Source organism: uncultured Senegalimassilia sp. (assembly GCF_934630535.1).
Classification (GTDB): domain Bacteria; phylum Actinomycetota; class Coriobacteriia; order Coriobacteriales; family Eggerthellaceae; genus Senegalimassilia.
The window spans coordinates 1-13,170 of sequence record NZ_CAKTVU010000017.1 but is presented as its reverse complement, the minus strand read 5'-3'; the positions used below and the strand labels follow the sequence as shown (position 1 = coordinate 13,170).

Genomic DNA, 13,170 nt, shown 5'->3' with positions numbered 1-13,170 from the left:
CCACGACCGGGCGTCACAACCCCGCATGGCAACTCACCGCACCTTTTCACGCAGCGACCCTTCGTCCACACGGGCTTTCTCCTGCCGGGTGCCTTCGCTTTCCTCATCGGGGTTTTCTTCGCCTTGCCGCCACGGCGACGCATTCCGGACGCATAAAGACACGTCCCCCGAAACGTCCGAGCTAGGCGGTCGCTTCTGCCGCTTCGGCTGCGGCGGCTTCCTCGGCTTCTTGGGTTCCTTTGCTGAGCAGGGCTATGCCTGCCACCACCGCAATCATCCCGATGCCGACGACAACGGAGAATGGGTCGTTCCACACCGCGATGCCGACGAGCGTGGTCAAAAGCGTGCCGACGCCGCCCCAGATGCCATAGGCCATCCCCAGGCTCAGGTGTTTCAACGCAAGCGTCAACAGCACGAACGACGTGACATAGCACACGACGGTGACCAGGCCGAACACCGGGTGGGTGAAGCCGTCGGACAGCTTCATGAACGTGGTGCCGAGCACCTCGGACACGATGGCGAACGACAGCTGCACGATGGACGCGTTCTTCACTTACATCGCCCCCAATCGCAGGCATGCCACACCGAAGATGACGAGCGCGATGCCCGCGATCTTCTTCGCGTTGAACTTCTCTTTCCAAACGATACGGCTGACCACAGCCGTCAGCGCAACCGCCGCGCTCGTCCAAATCGCGTACGCCAAGCCCAAGGGCAAGGACGCGAACACGTGCGAAAGCGCGTAAAACGACACGGCATAGCCCACCGCGATTCCGATGATGGGAACTTTGCGGCGAAAACCGTCGGAAAGCTTCATGCACGTATCGCCGAACACCTCGAAGAGCACTGACAAACCCAACAGCGCATACGGGCTCATTGTTGTACCCCTTCTTGGAACGTTTTCGCATACAACCTGACCACTTTGACGAACAGCTCGCCCTCTTCGGGGCTGATCGCGGCTGCCGCCTTCAGCTCAAGCTCGCGCATGCGCTCGACAGGCGGGCGCCACTGCTCGCGCCCTTCGGCGGTGAGCGCCATGATCCGCTCGCGCTTGTCGACCTCGCTTGCCCGCGCGACCACGACATCGCGCGCGGCAAGGCGCTTGCAGATAGCGCTGACCGTCTGTTTGCCCATGTCGCACATCTCGCAGATGGACCGCTGCGAAAGGCCTTCGGGCTCATCCCACAGAGCATCGACGACGTACAGCTCGCTGGTATCGACGCCCATATTCTTAGCGAACGCGCTGTACGCGACCGCAACGTCGCGCCAGCAGTCCCACATTTCCTTCGAGAATTCCTCAGGCAGCATCTTGCCTCCCTTCGAGTTGGTCCACTTGTTGACTATCATAGTCTGCTGATTGACTTTTTGCGCTCGCCCGCACGGAATCAACATGAGATGTCAGGGGACCCATTAGCGCCAAGCGCGCCATCACATCTAGCCGATTCGCTTGGATGGCTCTCATTCAAGGAGCATCAACGGTAAAAAATCCATCAACAATCGGCATACATTGCCGAAATTTACTCGAAAAAATGCGGGAACACGATACAATCTGAACTTCAGGCAAACAGGCCATTTGGCCACAAACAATCAGATCATCCGCCAACCGTTCGACGTGCGCTAAAGGGGGAAACGCACATGAATATCAAGGAACTTGTTCCGGAGAAAGTGGAATCGGAGATCAATTCGCCCGACCACCCGACCCGCAGGTTCGTCGGCTTCGCCTTGCTGCTCGCATGGCACTACAACCTATGGTTCCTGCACGACTCGTTCGTCGGAGCGCAGCTGCTCGACGACTGCGTTACGTGGTCGTGGCTGATCGCGCTCGTATCAGCTGCGGTCTCGTTCATCGTCATCGCCTTCGCCCTAGGCAGGAAGCGCCGCCTTTGCGACATCCCGTGGATGCTCTGGACGGCCACCGCCGTAGCCGTCATCTGCACGCTCGCGCTCACCCTGTTCGCGTTCTCCTTCCCCACCGACCTCATCGCCTACGCGCTTGCCGCGATGGTCGGCATCACGAACGCCATCCTATGGATCATGTGGGGCGAGCTGTACTCGCGCACAAAGACGTCGTTCTCCGTGTCTTATATCGGCACCACGGTCGGCCTGGTCACGCTGGTATGCTCGCTGATCTGCTTCGTCCTTCCCACCGGGGTATCCTCGGTGCTCATCACGCTCATGCCGCTTGCCGCAGGCCTGCTGTTCGCGCGCGGCGCCACCATCGCCAAGGACATGCCCTACCCCACGCTGCTGCCGAAAAGTACCGCTAACCGCGCCCTCAAGCCCATGATCGTGGTGTGCGGCACCACGTTCGTCGCGTCGGTGGCCTGCTATTTCCTAGTTGCCATCATCCCGTGGGAGAACCTGCCGTATGGCGAGTACGCCTTCACGTTCGGCTCCATCGGCGGGGCAACCCTGCTGTGCATCATCGGCGTGATTTGCGGCCTGACCAATGACCGCCTGAACATCTACCGCACCTTCCCCTGGCTTATCATCATCGCCATCGCTTCGTTCGCGTTGTTCCTGATGGGCGAGAGGTTCTTCGTTCCCTCGTTCTTCGTGGTGCTGGCGGCCGTGTCCATCTTCGAAGTGCTGCTGATCATGTACTTCGGCGTGCTGGGAGTGAAAGGTTACGTTCCCGTCGGCTTCGCGTTCGGCTTTAGCGGAGCGTTCATCCGCCTGGGCATCGCGGTCGGCAATGCCATCGCGCTGTACTACGAGGCGAACCCTGCCTTCGCCAAGGTGGCAACCGACCCCACATCGCTGATATTCGTGTGCATCCTTGCCGCCGTCATCATCCCGCTGGTGCGTCAGGAGTACAACATCACCCAGCTCATGGCACCGCCGGCGACCGAGTCCAGCCAAGAGCACCGCATCAAGGAGCTGGCCGCCGAGTTCTCGCTGTCGGCTCGCGAGACCGAGATCGTCATGCTCATCGCCCGCGGCTTCACCACGGACAACGTGGCGAAGAAGCTGGTCATCTCGCCGTATACGGTGAACACCCACATCCGCCACGTCTACGAGAAAGTGGGCATCCACAAGCGCTCCGAGCTGATCGACTACATCAACCGCACCGGGTCCGACGACGACAAGAAGGCCTAGCGGCGTAACCCGACCGCGCAAGCAGGAATCCAAGTTAGGGAATCGCGGCAGGCAACACGAGAAAGGGCGTCCGCTAAGCAGACGCCCTTTACATGGTCTTATCCAATCAAACTCCGGCTTCAAGATTGTCGGTCCTGGGAATCGCATCCTTGGGGGCCACCCAGTCCTGCGTGAATTGGATGAAACGCTCGGCAGCGCAGCTACGATACGCATCCCTCTTATAAATAAGGTAGATTGGATGGAAATCTTGCGGTGCCTCCTTTACCCGAAGGAAGCGAAGATGGCTGAACGCTTTCAGGCCGATGGTAAACGTAGCCAGCGCCATCTCATCGGGCCTGGCGGAAACGATGCCGCCTAAGGACACCTCGTCCTCGCAGTCATGCTTCGCAGCTAGGTTGTGCTCGGCCAACAGGTCGTTAACCTCTTCGCCGATAGGCGTGCCCAAGCGATACGTATGAAGCTCGCAACCGGAAAGCTCGGAGATGCTGATGGAGTCACGCTGCGCAAGCGGGTTGTCCTTGTTAACCACCAGCACCAGCTCATGAGAGAGCACGTGCACGTAGCAAAGATTCGGTTTCTGCTCCCTTGCCGCAGCGAACACCACATCGTATTTGTCGTTCTCCAAGCCCTCGACAAGCGGAATGCTGAAGCCCTGGAACATGTTGAGCTTGACTTCTTTGCCATAGTTTTCGGAAAAGTCATGGAACAGCGGCGGAAGATAGTCGCCCTGCACGGTGAGCACCGCGCCGATATTGACCGTGCCGCCAAGCTTGCCGTTGAACTCCTGCGCACGCTCGACGCCCTTGTCGATCTCGCGGAGCCCGCGCTTGACGTACGTGGCGAACTCTTTGCCGAACGGCGTAAGGCGCATACGACGGCCCTCGCGCTCGAAGAGCTGCACCCCTAGCTCGGTCTCAAGCGACTTAATGGCATGAGACAGCGAGGGCTGGGTGATATAAAGCTCCTTGGCAGCTTTGGAGAAATGCTCCAGCTCCGAAAGCTTCGAAAAATAGTACAGCTGAGACAGGTTCATCGGTATACTCCGTTCCTTGCGAACAGCCTACTTCCCAACGAGGGCCTCCGCCCCATTCCAACACGACCCTTGCAGACCCATTTTATCGATTATACGAAAACTGATAGAAAATGCATCCTATTCCGAGCCTCTTTAATTCATGCGGCGAATATATGCAATACCGCTAACCATACGTTACCGCAATGCAGAGCAATGGGCAACAGCCATCACACCTTATGATTCGTGTATATATTTGCATAATCTAAGATGAGACGTAACAAATATATCTTGCAAACATCCTTGATATTTACCCATTTTTGCCATATCGACCATCTTCTTGCACCAGCGAACAAGGTAAGTTACCTAACGGAAGACGATATATAAGGAGGCAGCACATGACCGAGCTCACACCGCACCTTATCGAAGGGCTGATGAGCAACATCCCGCCCCAACAGGATTTCCGCCAGGCGGTAACCATCGTTAGCGCCGATCCCGGCAGCGTGGTCTATCGGATCGATGTGCCGCAAGACCAATGCAACTACCACGGCACCATCTTCGGCGGGTTCGTCAATTGCATGTTGGAGGCCGCAGCGGGCATGGCCACCTATGCGTACGGCATGAACAATGTGGCCATCAGCTGCGCCACCAACTTCATCCGCGCCGTGAAACCGCAGCTGCTGACCGTAAGCGCGAACACCACGCACAAAGGCCGCACCACCACGGTGTGCCACGTGGATATCAAAACGACGGAAGACAAGCTAGTTGCCGAAAGCACGTTCACGATGTTCCTTCTGGGGCCGCTGGAATCTGATTCGGCATCCTCCTCGACAACGAGAGGATAGCGGCGAGCCCGCGCGCAGGGGTGCTCAAGTCCGATGTGGCAGCTTGTAATACGGCGAATGGGTAGACAACTCGCACGCTGAGTCGCTGGAGCCTGATTTGCCACCCGATTCGGCAGCAAATGGGGAGGCCGAGCCCGCGCGCAGGGGTGCCGGAATCCCGATTCGGTGCCCTATCGGACCGTTGCTGCCAAATAATGCGCGAGTGCGTGTTCGTATCAGCAACCATCCTCGCCAACGACGAGGTTTCTGTAACGAACGCAATCGAATCATCGGCACGCTAGCGAAGCGACGGGTAAAACGGCTTCGAAAGCAAATCCAACGCCGCATTTACACGCACTCGCGAAGTTTTTGGCAGCAGATACCGGAAACCCTCCCCCAAACGCAAAAGAGGGAGGGCCCGTAAGGACCCTCCCTCTTTCAATGCCCGCGCCCACCACCAAAGGTGAGCGCCGACCTGTGCCCGCACCTGCCGCTCAAGGACAGGAATGGGCGATTGTTCTCGCCATCACGGCGCGGGATCGCTCCCAAAGCCGCATCTCGGGACGGGCGATCGGCCCGAGGGGCGCTTTTAGCGTAGGTCGTTCCCTAGCCAAGGCGCGCGCCTGCTCAGGCTGTTCCCAAGCCGAAGCGACACGTCTCCGCCGCATCTCGGGGCGGGCAGTCGGCCCGAAACCTTGCTTCAAGGCCGCGCCCTAACCGAAGATTCACTCCGGTACCGGCCGTTTCCTAGCCGCAGCGGTACTCGATGCCCATCGTCGGGCCGGGGTTGACCCACTTCTTGACGATGGTGCCCTCGCAGGCGATACGGCAGGTGCCGCACTCCAGGCAACCGGCGTAGTCGAAGGACTTCACGCCGTCCTCATCGATCTTGTACAGGGCCGCAGGGCAAACGCGGACCAGCTTGAGGAACTCCTCGTTGTAGGCCTCGGAGCCGTCGTCCTCTGCCAGCTCGATGTGCGGGGTCTCCTCGTCGACCTCGTACTTGTTGACGGACAGCGCCTCGTCGACGTTGACCGTGATCTCGCAAACCTTGCTCACAGCGCCTTCACCGCCTTCATGACCTCGCGGCCGAGCTTGAACATGCCGCGCTTCTTGATGATGGGCTTCATACGCTTCATCAGCGGCTGCTGCGGGGCGCCGTCGACGCTGAACATCGCGTTGAAGACCTCCTTGACCATCACCGGGTAGTCGGTGAACATGCTGCCCCACTCCTCCATGACGTGCGGCCACTTGGAGAAGGTGCGCAGGTCCTGGATCACGAACGAGCCCTCCATGGCCGTCTTGTAGGAGGCCAGGCCCGCGGCAGAGGTGTCACCGGCGTCGATGGCGGCCACGGCCGCCTCGGCGGCCATGCGGCCGGATGCCACGGCGAAGTCCATGCCGCGCACCTGGTAACCCATGTTCATGCACAAACCCGCGGTCTCGCCGGCGATCAGGCAGCCGTCGAAGACGTACTTCGGGATCATGTTGTAGCCGCCCTCGGGCACCATGTGGCCGGAATGCTCGATCATGTTGGCGCCACGGATGATGGGGGCCACGGCCGGGTGGTTCTTGAAGTCCTCGAGCATCTGGTAGACCGGGACCTCGTTGCGGGAGCCATCGGCAGCCAGGGAGATGGTGGCGACCAGACCCAGGGAGATGGACTCCTTGTTGGTGTACAGGAAGCCACCGCCGACGCTGCCCTTGGTGCAGTCGCCCACGAACAGCATGGCAGCGCCCTCGCCCTCGGGAACCAGGAAGCGGTCCTCGATGACGTTGGCGGGAAGCTCGAAGACCTCCTTGATGCCCACGGCCATCTGATTGGCCTTGGGACGGGCGTTGCCCAGGCAGCGCTCGGAAAGCATGGAGTTGGTGCCCTCGGCCAGGATGACCACCTCGGCGGTGATCTCGTCGTCGCCGGCACGCACGCCGGTCACGCGACCGGACTCGTCCTTGATAAGCTCCTCGACGGCGATACCGCAGATGTACTCGGCGCCGGCCTCCTCGGCCTTCTCGGCCAGCCACTGGTCGAAGGGACCGCGCAGCACGGAGTAGGAGTCCTTGCCCTCCTCGCCCAGCTCGGAGGAGGTGAAGTCGATGGCCATCTGCGAGCTCGGGTCCAGAAGCGCGATGCGCTCGTGGGTAATCTTGCGCTCGACGGGGGCCTCGGACTCGAAGTCGGGGAAGACCTGCTTGAGGGAGTGGGAGTAGATGCGGCCGCCGGTCATGTTCTTGGCACCGGCGAAGTTGCCGCGCTCAACGACCAGGACGGACTTGCCGGCGGATGCGGCAACGTAAGCCGCCACGCCGCCCGCGCAGCCAGATCCCACGACGATGATGTCGAAATCTGACATGGAGAAATCCTTTCATTGGCGGCCGATCACGGCCGCCAATTCATTAACTATTGAGACTCCCGCATCGCGCTCCATTGGCAAAGATGTAAAGGGGTGTCATCTTTTGGAGGGGTCGAATCTTTGGAGGGGTCGAACCTTAAGGAGAGGTTGTCGCGCAAGGGTTACGCGAGGAGCGCGGTGCGGAAGGAGTCTCCTTACAGAGCCGCAGTGATGGCCGGCAGGACATCCTTGATGTCGCCGATCAGACCGAAGTCGCACTGCTTGAAGATAGGAGCGTTCTTGTCCTTGTTGATGGCGAAGATGGCACCGGAGCGGTTGCAGCCGACCATGTGCTGCATCTGGCCGGAGATGCCGGCGGCGATGTAGACCTTCGGGGTGAGCATCAGGCCGGAAACGCCGACGTAGCGCTCGGTCGGCAGCCAGTTGACGCCCTCGGTCAGCGGACGGGAGCAGGCAAGGCCGGCACCCAGCTTGTCGCACAGGTCGTTGGCCAGGGACAGCTGAGACTCCTCGGTAAAGCCGCGGCCGGCGGCCACGACGACGTCGGCCTTGAACAGGTTCACGCCGCTCTTCTCGATGACCTGGGAGGAAACGACCTTCACCGGGCGAGCGGGGGCAACCCACTCCTGCTCGGCAACGGAGCCGTTAGCGCCCTCGGCGCCATCGAACACGCCAGCGCCGACGGTGTAGATGGCGACGTTGCCAGCGGCCTTCTGCACGCGCTCGGCGATGCCGCCGAAGTACATGCTCTTGGCGCCCTCGCCCTCGAAGGCGGTGACGTCGGTGATGACAGCGGTGTCGGCGTGGAACGCCAGGCTGCCGGCGATGACCTTCATGTGGCGGCAAGCCTCCACCAGGACGACCTCGGGGTTCTCAGCGTCGAACGCGGCGTTGACGGTCTCGACGGCCGAGTCAACGGTCAGGCCCTCGGGAACGGTGATGTTGAGCACCTTGTCGGCGCCGCACTCGTAAGCGCCGCCGAAGGAGATGGCCACGACCTCGTCGGCCATGGTGCGAGCGCCTGCAACCAGCTCTGCGGCCGCAGCTGCGTGCTCAGCGATGATCAATGCCTTCATGAGTATCCACTCTGCCTTTCTTTTGCTTGATTTACGCCTAGGCCTACAGGGCTGCCTTGATGGCGGCCACGAAGTTGTCGATAGCGCCGTCCTCGGAAGCGTCGAAGATCTCCAGCTTACGGTCGGCCTGCTCGGGAGCCTTGCAGTCGAGAACCTCGATGGCGGCGGCTGCGACGTCGGAAGCACCGGCGACGTTCATCGGCTTCTTGCCGGCTGCCAGGATGTCCTTCATGCCCGGGATGCGGGGCTCGGCGGCGTCCGGGGTGACGGACACGACGGCCGGCAGGGAGACCTCGACGACCTCGACGGCATCCTCGAGCGTGCGCTCGACCTCGAGCGCGTCGCCCTTGCAGGTGATCTTCGTGGCGGCGTTCACCACGGGCCAGCCCAGCTTGCAAGCCAGCTGCACGTCGACCTGCTGAGCGTAGTTGTCAGCGGAACCGTCGCCGCACACGACCAGGTCCACGTCGCCGACCTGAGCGACCAGCTTGGCCAGCTCGGCAGCGGTGGCCTTGGCGTCCATACTGGCGCAGGCGTCGTCGGCGGTCATGAACAGCTCTTCAACGCCACGGGCCAGAGCGCTCTTCTTGAGCTTGGCCTCGTCGATGGAAGCCGGACCCGCGGTAATGGCCACAGCAGCGGAGCCATCGACCTCGGCGGCCAGCTGAGCAGCCACCTCCAGAGCGTTCAGGTCGTACACGGAGATGGTGTTCTTCGCCTTGGAATAATCCAGCGTGCGATCACCGGCGACCTTGATGTCCTGATCGTCAGGAACCACCTTGAATGCAGCGGCTATCTTCATCTTGAGCCTTCCCTTCATACACTTGTTACAGAGGTACTTTTCCTTCGAAGCGCCCGCTCCAACTTCCCTTCTCGGGTTGTGCATCCGTGCTTGCGTGATGCCTGTTCGTTTCGGCGGGTCGCTTACGTGACAGGGCCATCTTGCGCTCCCTCACCCTACCTGTCATCGCCAAATACCCGTGAATACCCGCTTACTTAATTTTTAACTATGGTGGTACCGCCTTATAGTCAGCTATTAGCTAGTCGTAAATGGACGTAGGGGTTTGGAATTGCTATCGCTGGGAAATGCATACGAAGGAAGGCCATCATGGCGATGGCGTTGCAAGTCGAAGATGAAGGCATCGAAAATAGTTGTGGAGAATTAAGCACGCCGACCACACGAAATAACCACAACAAACCAGACGTTTCGATTTTTTGACCGGCTTGTCAGGTGATGCTACTTTGAGATTGCACCTGTTCTCGCAAATGCCAGCAGGACTATCGCGCACGTTGAAAACCGAACCTATCAGAGTGCGGCCGCCCGGCCGGTTCGTCTGTGCGCAGAACGGAGGTAGAACCATGTCCTACAACCATGTCGGAATCACAGGAAACATCACCCGAGATGCCGAGCTGCGCACGACGCAGTCGGGGTGGGCCGTCTTGTCCTTCACCCTCGCGGTCGGCGACCGCAAGAAGAACGCCAGCACCGGCCAGTGGGAGGATCGCACCGATTTCATTCCCTGCTTCATAAGCGGGAATGAAAGGCCCCCCGCCCTGGCTCCCTATCTGAAAAAGGGAACGAAGGTGACCGTCGGCGGGAAGCTTCGCTACAGCCGATGGGAGAAGGACGGGAAGGCGCACAGCAAGATCGAGGTTCAGGTGCAGGAGGTCGAGCTGCCCCCGCGAAGCGGTGCCGTCTCGGCATCCGCCGCGAAAGGCTCGTCTGCAGCAGGCGGCTACGACACCGTCAACGTCCCCTATTACGACGAAGACGTCGTCTTCTAGGAACGGGTGCGGAAGCCTCGATCGCGAAGCTGAGGATATAGCCATTTCGATGGCTCTTTCCCTGCCGCCGCTTTGGTAGGATCGGATGAGACGGCACGAGGGCCGCGGCATATCGCCGCGGCCCACTCCCCTCGCTCGACGCGCCAACAGTCTCCCGCAACGATCCACATACCGGAATTTGATAGCGTGAATATCCTCGTGCAGCTATAACGCTGCCAACATGGCAGCGTTGATTGACCTGGGTTTTTGCGGTCTAGGTCTCGCAGAGCTCGAAAGACGCCGCTTAGCAGAAACGCAGAATGCAGGCTGCGCGAGCAAACCCTCCCCCGAAAACGAGCCAAAGGCAAAGAGCGAGAAGAAGGGCCTGCGCGATGCGGAGGACGACCCAATACGACCGATGAGCTCCCAAAACGCCGCGAATCAGCCAAAGGCCCGTCTTGCTTCCTTTCCTAGCGTTGCATGCGTGGCAGCTCGGGACGAGGTTCGGCGCATCGTTCACGCTCTCCGCGCCGATGCTCGCCAGAATCTGGCGCGCGACAGGAGACCTCTGAGCGGCGGCCACGGGAACCAGATGATCTACCTCCATGTCCTCGTCGCGGCGCAGCGCCCTGCCGCAATAACGGCAACGCCATGGGCCTGGGTTTCGCGACACGAACTCGCGGCGGTAGCCCGACGACCTGAGAAGGGCCGGAGGGAGCGCCCTCACCGAATAGCCGTCCCTGCGCGCCGCCTCCTCGTAGCGCTTCGCTTCGCCCTCGGAAAGCCCTGTGGCCTCCCAATGGTATGCCCGCTTCCCGTCCTTCACGTACCTGAAGGCGGGATACCGCTCGTATGAGAATCGGGTGAAGCACATCCGCGGTTTCTTGATCTCAACCTTCCAGCCGTTTCGCCTCGCCATAGCCCCTCCGTTCTCTCGCAGTTATCCTCAGACGAATACAACGCTGCCATGTGGCAGCGTTGATTGACCTGGCCTAACGTATATCGCCGCGCTAATCAGCCGGCGCTCTGCGCGTTCGGCTTTGTCGGCGATGCACCCGATTTTCGCACAGCTTTCGCACATGTTATGATGTCGTCGCACCGTGCGCCCGGCACAACGCCCGAAGGCGCGCTGATCCTTGACAACGGCAAGCGAACGGCAGGTGCGGCAGGCATTCTATGCGCTGCCGCACGGCGGCGCGAAAGGACGGAACCATGGAGAAGAAGCTCTTAATCGAGGTCGAAGCGGAGAAGTCTGTGCTCGCGGCGGCCATCCTCGACCCATCTGTCTTCCCTGCGGCCCGGGGCATCCTTCGACCGACCGATTTCGGGAGAAGCGCTCACCAGGTCATCTGGAAGGCGATGGAGGGCATCGCCGACCAAGGCGAGCCCATCGACCAGCTCACGCTGAAGCACTTCTTGGACACCCACGGCGCCCTTGAGCAGATCGGGGGCGCGTCTTACATCCTCGATCTCGCCTCCTGCTCGTTCGCTATCACCAACTGGGCAAGCCATGCCCGCATCGTGAAGACCATGTCGGTCCTGAACCAGCTCGAACGCGTCGCGGCTCTCATTGACGCAGGGGTGTCCGCAAAGGAAGACCCCGCAAGCGTGATCGAACAGGCGATGAGCGGCATAGCAGGAGCCTCGAGGCAGCTGATGATGGCGCAAAGGCCTATTTCAGCACCGTCGAAGTGCGAAGGGTGCGGCGGGAGCGTTCCGGCCGGGGCTACGTACTGCCCCTGCTGTGGACTCAGACAATGACCGGCCGGTGAACGCCGCAAAGGGGAAACGCAGAAGGGAGGCGATCATCCGCCTCCCTTCATCGTTCTCTGGTCGCTTCCTCTGCTTATGGTGCAATAGGAGAGCCCCGCGGAAACATCCGCAGGGCTCTCGGCGCTCCTTTCAGGGTAGGCTATTCTCCATCGTTGAGAAGGCGCTCCATCGCGGCATCGTCTGACGCTGCCTCCATGAACTCCTCGCCGCGCCCCTCGGAAATGAGACGAACGGCAAGTTCTTTGATGGATTGCCCTCGGCCGATCTGCTCTTCTTTCTCGGCCAGCTGCCGGCGTTGCTCGGCCAGCTGCTCGTCTTTCTCGGCCAGCTGCTCGTCTTTCTCGGCCAGCTTCTCGTCTGCAGTTCGCTCTAAGATCTCCAACTGCTCCGCTAAGGTCATATAGCCCATGTTGTCTTCATCCTCTCGAAGCTCGCGCACGGCGTTCTCCAACCTCGATGTCAAGTCGTCCGAGCCGTCGTCAACGTTTCCGGTATGGATGTATTTTAGCAACCTGGACAACGAAGAGCTCTCGGCCTCGGCCCAATTACCGGCCGACAGCACGACGACGGTCCTGCCGTCGTCAAGCGCCATCTTCTCCGTCGGGTGCAGCGCATCCATCATAGCGAAGCGACGTTCCGCGCAGCCTTTTCCGAACGGTGCGCCTTTGCAGAAGAAGATGACGTAGCTTTCCGGGAGCTCATGGTAGGGAATGCCCGACTTCAACGCATCGGTGTCCATCGCCGATTCGTAGTATCTCGCCCGTCTCGCCAGCGACGGCTCGTAGGCTACCTGCATCTCGATGTCGATCATCTTGCCGTCGGCTTTTGCGACGACGTCGAGGCGGACGTTCCTGCTCGTCAGCTTTGGCTGGATCGTCTTCTCCGTCTCGATGTACGAGATCTTAGATAGCTCGAACCCGAGGGCGGCTTCAACGACCCCTTTGCAAAGATCTGGGTTCCTTCGCATGACGAGGTTGAAGACGACAGAGTTGGTGAAGCCCGGCTCCTTCGCCTTATCTTCGATGATGGCTTGCATGCTCTTTCTCCTTTCCGGCCGTCGCTTCAGCGGCGGCCAAACTGGTTGGTCGCCGCATCCGCTAAGGGCGCGGTCGGGAAAGCTCTGATGCCTACCCTATGTCAAGGTGCGCTCCCTTTCTGGCGTGATGCGGGATGCGCACGGTGCGAGCAGATTGTACCGTGTCAGCGTTATCCTTGTCCGAGAACCACGCTGCCATGTGTCAGCGTTATCCTTGTCCGAGAACCACGCTGCCATG

General features: G+C 60.4%; 14 protein-coding genes. 4 read left to right on the top strand and 10 right to left on the bottom strand.

Annotation, left to right across the window (positions count from 1 at the left end; translation table 11 throughout):
- Positions 1-181: 181 nt before the first annotated feature.
- The 3 genes from Q0D52_RS08205 to Q0D52_RS08195 are packed head-to-tail and all read right to left on the bottom strand — an operon-like array spanning position 182 to position 1,344.
- Positions 182-553 (bottom strand): multidrug efflux SMR transporter, encoded by a 372-nt coding sequence (locus tag Q0D52_RS08205; protein WP_294381838.1) that lies wholly within the window; start codon positions 551-553, stop codon positions 182-184.
- Positions 554-874 carry a multidrug efflux SMR transporter gene (locus Q0D52_RS08200; protein ID WP_294381837.1) on the bottom strand — a complete coding sequence of 107 codons (321 nt, stop codon included), beginning with the start codon at positions 872-874 and terminating at the stop codon, positions 554-556.
- Positions 871-1,344: a MarR family transcriptional regulator gene (locus Q0D52_RS08195; RefSeq protein WP_294381835.1), complete on the bottom strand. Its 474-nt coding sequence runs from the start codon at positions 1,342-1,344 to the stop codon at positions 871-873. Before Q0D52_RS08195 ends, Q0D52_RS08200 begins: the two co-directional genes overlap by 4 nt.
- 288 nt (positions 1,345-1,632) lie before the next feature.
- Here Q0D52_RS08195 and Q0D52_RS08190 point away from each other — a divergent pair, with 288 nt between their 5' ends.
- A complete protein-coding gene (locus tag Q0D52_RS08190; protein WP_294381829.1) occupies positions 1,633-3,096 on the top strand; it encodes a helix-turn-helix transcriptional regulator in 1,464 nt (487 codons plus the stop codon).
- A gap of 106 nt (positions 3,097-3,202) precedes the next feature.
- Here the strand turns inward: Q0D52_RS08190 and Q0D52_RS08185 are convergent, their stop codons facing one another.
- Positions 3,203-4,129, bottom strand: coding sequence for a LysR family transcriptional regulator (locus Q0D52_RS08185; RefSeq protein ID WP_294381824.1), 927 nt, complete (start codon positions 4,127-4,129; stop codon positions 3,203-3,205).
- Positions 4,130-4,503: 374 nt separating this feature from the next.
- On the opposite strand from Q0D52_RS08185, the gene Q0D52_RS08180 reads away from it, so the two are divergent.
- On the top strand, positions 4,504-4,950 hold the full coding sequence (locus tag Q0D52_RS08180) for a PaaI family thioesterase (RefSeq protein WP_294381823.1): 447 nt from the start codon (positions 4,504-4,506) through the stop codon (positions 4,948-4,950).
- 726 nt (positions 4,951-5,676) lie between these two features.
- Here the strand turns inward: Q0D52_RS08180 and Q0D52_RS08175 are convergent.
- The 4 genes from Q0D52_RS08175 to Q0D52_RS08160 all read right to left on the bottom strand — a co-directional run bounded on the left by Q0D52_RS08175 (position 5,677) and on the right by Q0D52_RS08160 (position 9,161).
- Positions 5,677-5,988 (bottom strand): 4Fe-4S dicluster domain-containing protein, encoded by a 312-nt coding sequence (locus Q0D52_RS08175; RefSeq protein ID WP_294162810.1) that lies wholly within the window; start codon positions 5,986-5,988, stop codon positions 5,677-5,679.
- Positions 5,985-7,283 carry an FAD-dependent oxidoreductase gene (locus Q0D52_RS08170; protein WP_294362724.1) on the bottom strand — a complete coding sequence of 433 codons (1,299 nt, stop codon included), beginning with the start codon at positions 7,281-7,283 and terminating at the stop codon, positions 5,985-5,987. The genes Q0D52_RS08175 and Q0D52_RS08170 overlap by 4 nt, the downstream gene beginning before the upstream one ends.
- A 194-nt stretch (positions 7,284-7,477) precedes the next feature.
- Complete coding sequence (locus Q0D52_RS08165) at positions 7,478-8,359, bottom strand: electron transfer flavoprotein subunit alpha/FixB family protein (RefSeq protein WP_294381820.1); 882 nt, start codon at positions 8,357-8,359, stop codon at positions 7,478-7,480.
- Between the two features lie 43 nt (positions 8,360-8,402).
- Positions 8,403-9,161 carry a hypothetical protein gene (locus Q0D52_RS08160; protein ID WP_294381816.1) on the bottom strand — a complete coding sequence of 253 codons (759 nt, stop codon included), beginning with the start codon at positions 9,159-9,161 and terminating at the stop codon, positions 8,403-8,405.
- Between the two features lie 557 nt (positions 9,162-9,718).
- On the opposite strand from Q0D52_RS08160, the gene Q0D52_RS08155 reads away from it, so the two are divergent.
- Complete coding sequence (locus Q0D52_RS08155; RefSeq protein WP_294381814.1) at positions 9,719-10,144, top strand: single-stranded DNA-binding protein; 426 nt, start codon at positions 9,719-9,721, stop codon at positions 10,142-10,144.
- A gap of 283 nt (positions 10,145-10,427) precedes the next feature.
- On the opposite strand, the gene Q0D52_RS08150 is transcribed toward Q0D52_RS08155, so the two are convergent.
- A complete protein-coding gene (locus Q0D52_RS08150) occupies positions 10,428-11,042 on the bottom strand; it encodes an HNH endonuclease (RefSeq protein ID WP_294381811.1) in 615 nt (204 codons plus the stop codon).
- Positions 11,043-11,335: 293 nt separating this feature from the next.
- Here Q0D52_RS08150 and Q0D52_RS08145 point away from each other — a divergent pair, with 293 nt between their 5' ends.
- Positions 11,336-11,884, top strand: a complete 549-nt coding sequence (locus tag Q0D52_RS08145; protein WP_281625125.1) for a DnaB-like helicase N-terminal domain-containing protein — start codon at positions 11,336-11,338, stop codon at positions 11,882-11,884.
- A gap of 151 nt (positions 11,885-12,035) precedes the next feature.
- On the opposite strand, the gene Q0D52_RS08140 is transcribed toward Q0D52_RS08145, so the two are convergent.
- A complete protein-coding gene (locus Q0D52_RS08140; protein WP_294381804.1) occupies positions 12,036-12,932 on the bottom strand; it encodes an Rpn family recombination-promoting nuclease/putative transposase in 897 nt (298 codons plus the stop codon).
- Positions 12,933-13,170: the final 238 nt, after the last annotated feature.

What these genes read in the sequence shown, in the direction of transcription:
- Q0D52_RS08160 (WP_294381816.1), bottom strand. Translation starts at nt 9,161, where the DNA reads ATGAAGATAGCCGCTGCATTCAAGGTGGTTCCTGACGATCAGGACATC.
- Q0D52_RS08185 (WP_294381824.1), bottom strand. Translation starts at nt 4,129, where the DNA reads ATGAACCTGTCTCAGCTGTACTATTTTTCGAAGCTTTCGGAGCTGGAG.
- Q0D52_RS08140 (WP_294381804.1), bottom strand. Translation starts at nt 12,932, where the DNA reads ATGCAAGCCATCATCGAAGATAAGGCGAAGGAGCCGGGCTTCACCAAC.
- Q0D52_RS08145 (WP_281625125.1), top strand. Translation starts at nt 11,336, where the DNA reads ATGGAGAAGAAGCTCTTAATCGAGGTCGAAGCGGAGAAGTCTGTGCTC.
- Q0D52_RS08195 (WP_294381835.1), bottom strand. Translation starts at nt 1,344, where the DNA reads ATGATAGTCAACAAGTGGACCAACTCGAAGGGAGGCAAGATGCTGCCT.
- Q0D52_RS08165 (WP_294381820.1), bottom strand. Translation starts at nt 8,359, where the DNA reads ATGAAGGCATTGATCATCGCTGAGCACGCAGCTGCGGCCGCAGAGCTG.
- Q0D52_RS08180 (WP_294381823.1), top strand. Translation starts at nt 4,504, where the DNA reads ATGACCGAGCTCACACCGCACCTTATCGAAGGGCTGATGAGCAACATC.
- Q0D52_RS08190 (WP_294381829.1), top strand. Translation starts at nt 1,633, where the DNA reads ATGAATATCAAGGAACTTGTTCCGGAGAAAGTGGAATCGGAGATCAAT.
- Q0D52_RS08200 (WP_294381837.1), bottom strand. Translation starts at nt 874, where the DNA reads ATGAGCCCGTATGCGCTGTTGGGTTTGTCAGTGCTCTTCGAGGTGTTC.
- Q0D52_RS08155 (WP_294381814.1), top strand. Translation starts at nt 9,719, where the DNA reads ATGTCCTACAACCATGTCGGAATCACAGGAAACATCACCCGAGATGCC.
- Q0D52_RS08170 (WP_294362724.1), bottom strand. Translation starts at nt 7,283, where the DNA reads ATGTCAGATTTCGACATCATCGTCGTGGGATCTGGCTGCGCGGGCGGC.
- Q0D52_RS08150 (WP_294381811.1), bottom strand. Translation starts at nt 11,042, where the DNA reads ATGGCGAGGCGAAACGGCTGGAAGGTTGAGATCAAGAAACCGCGGATG.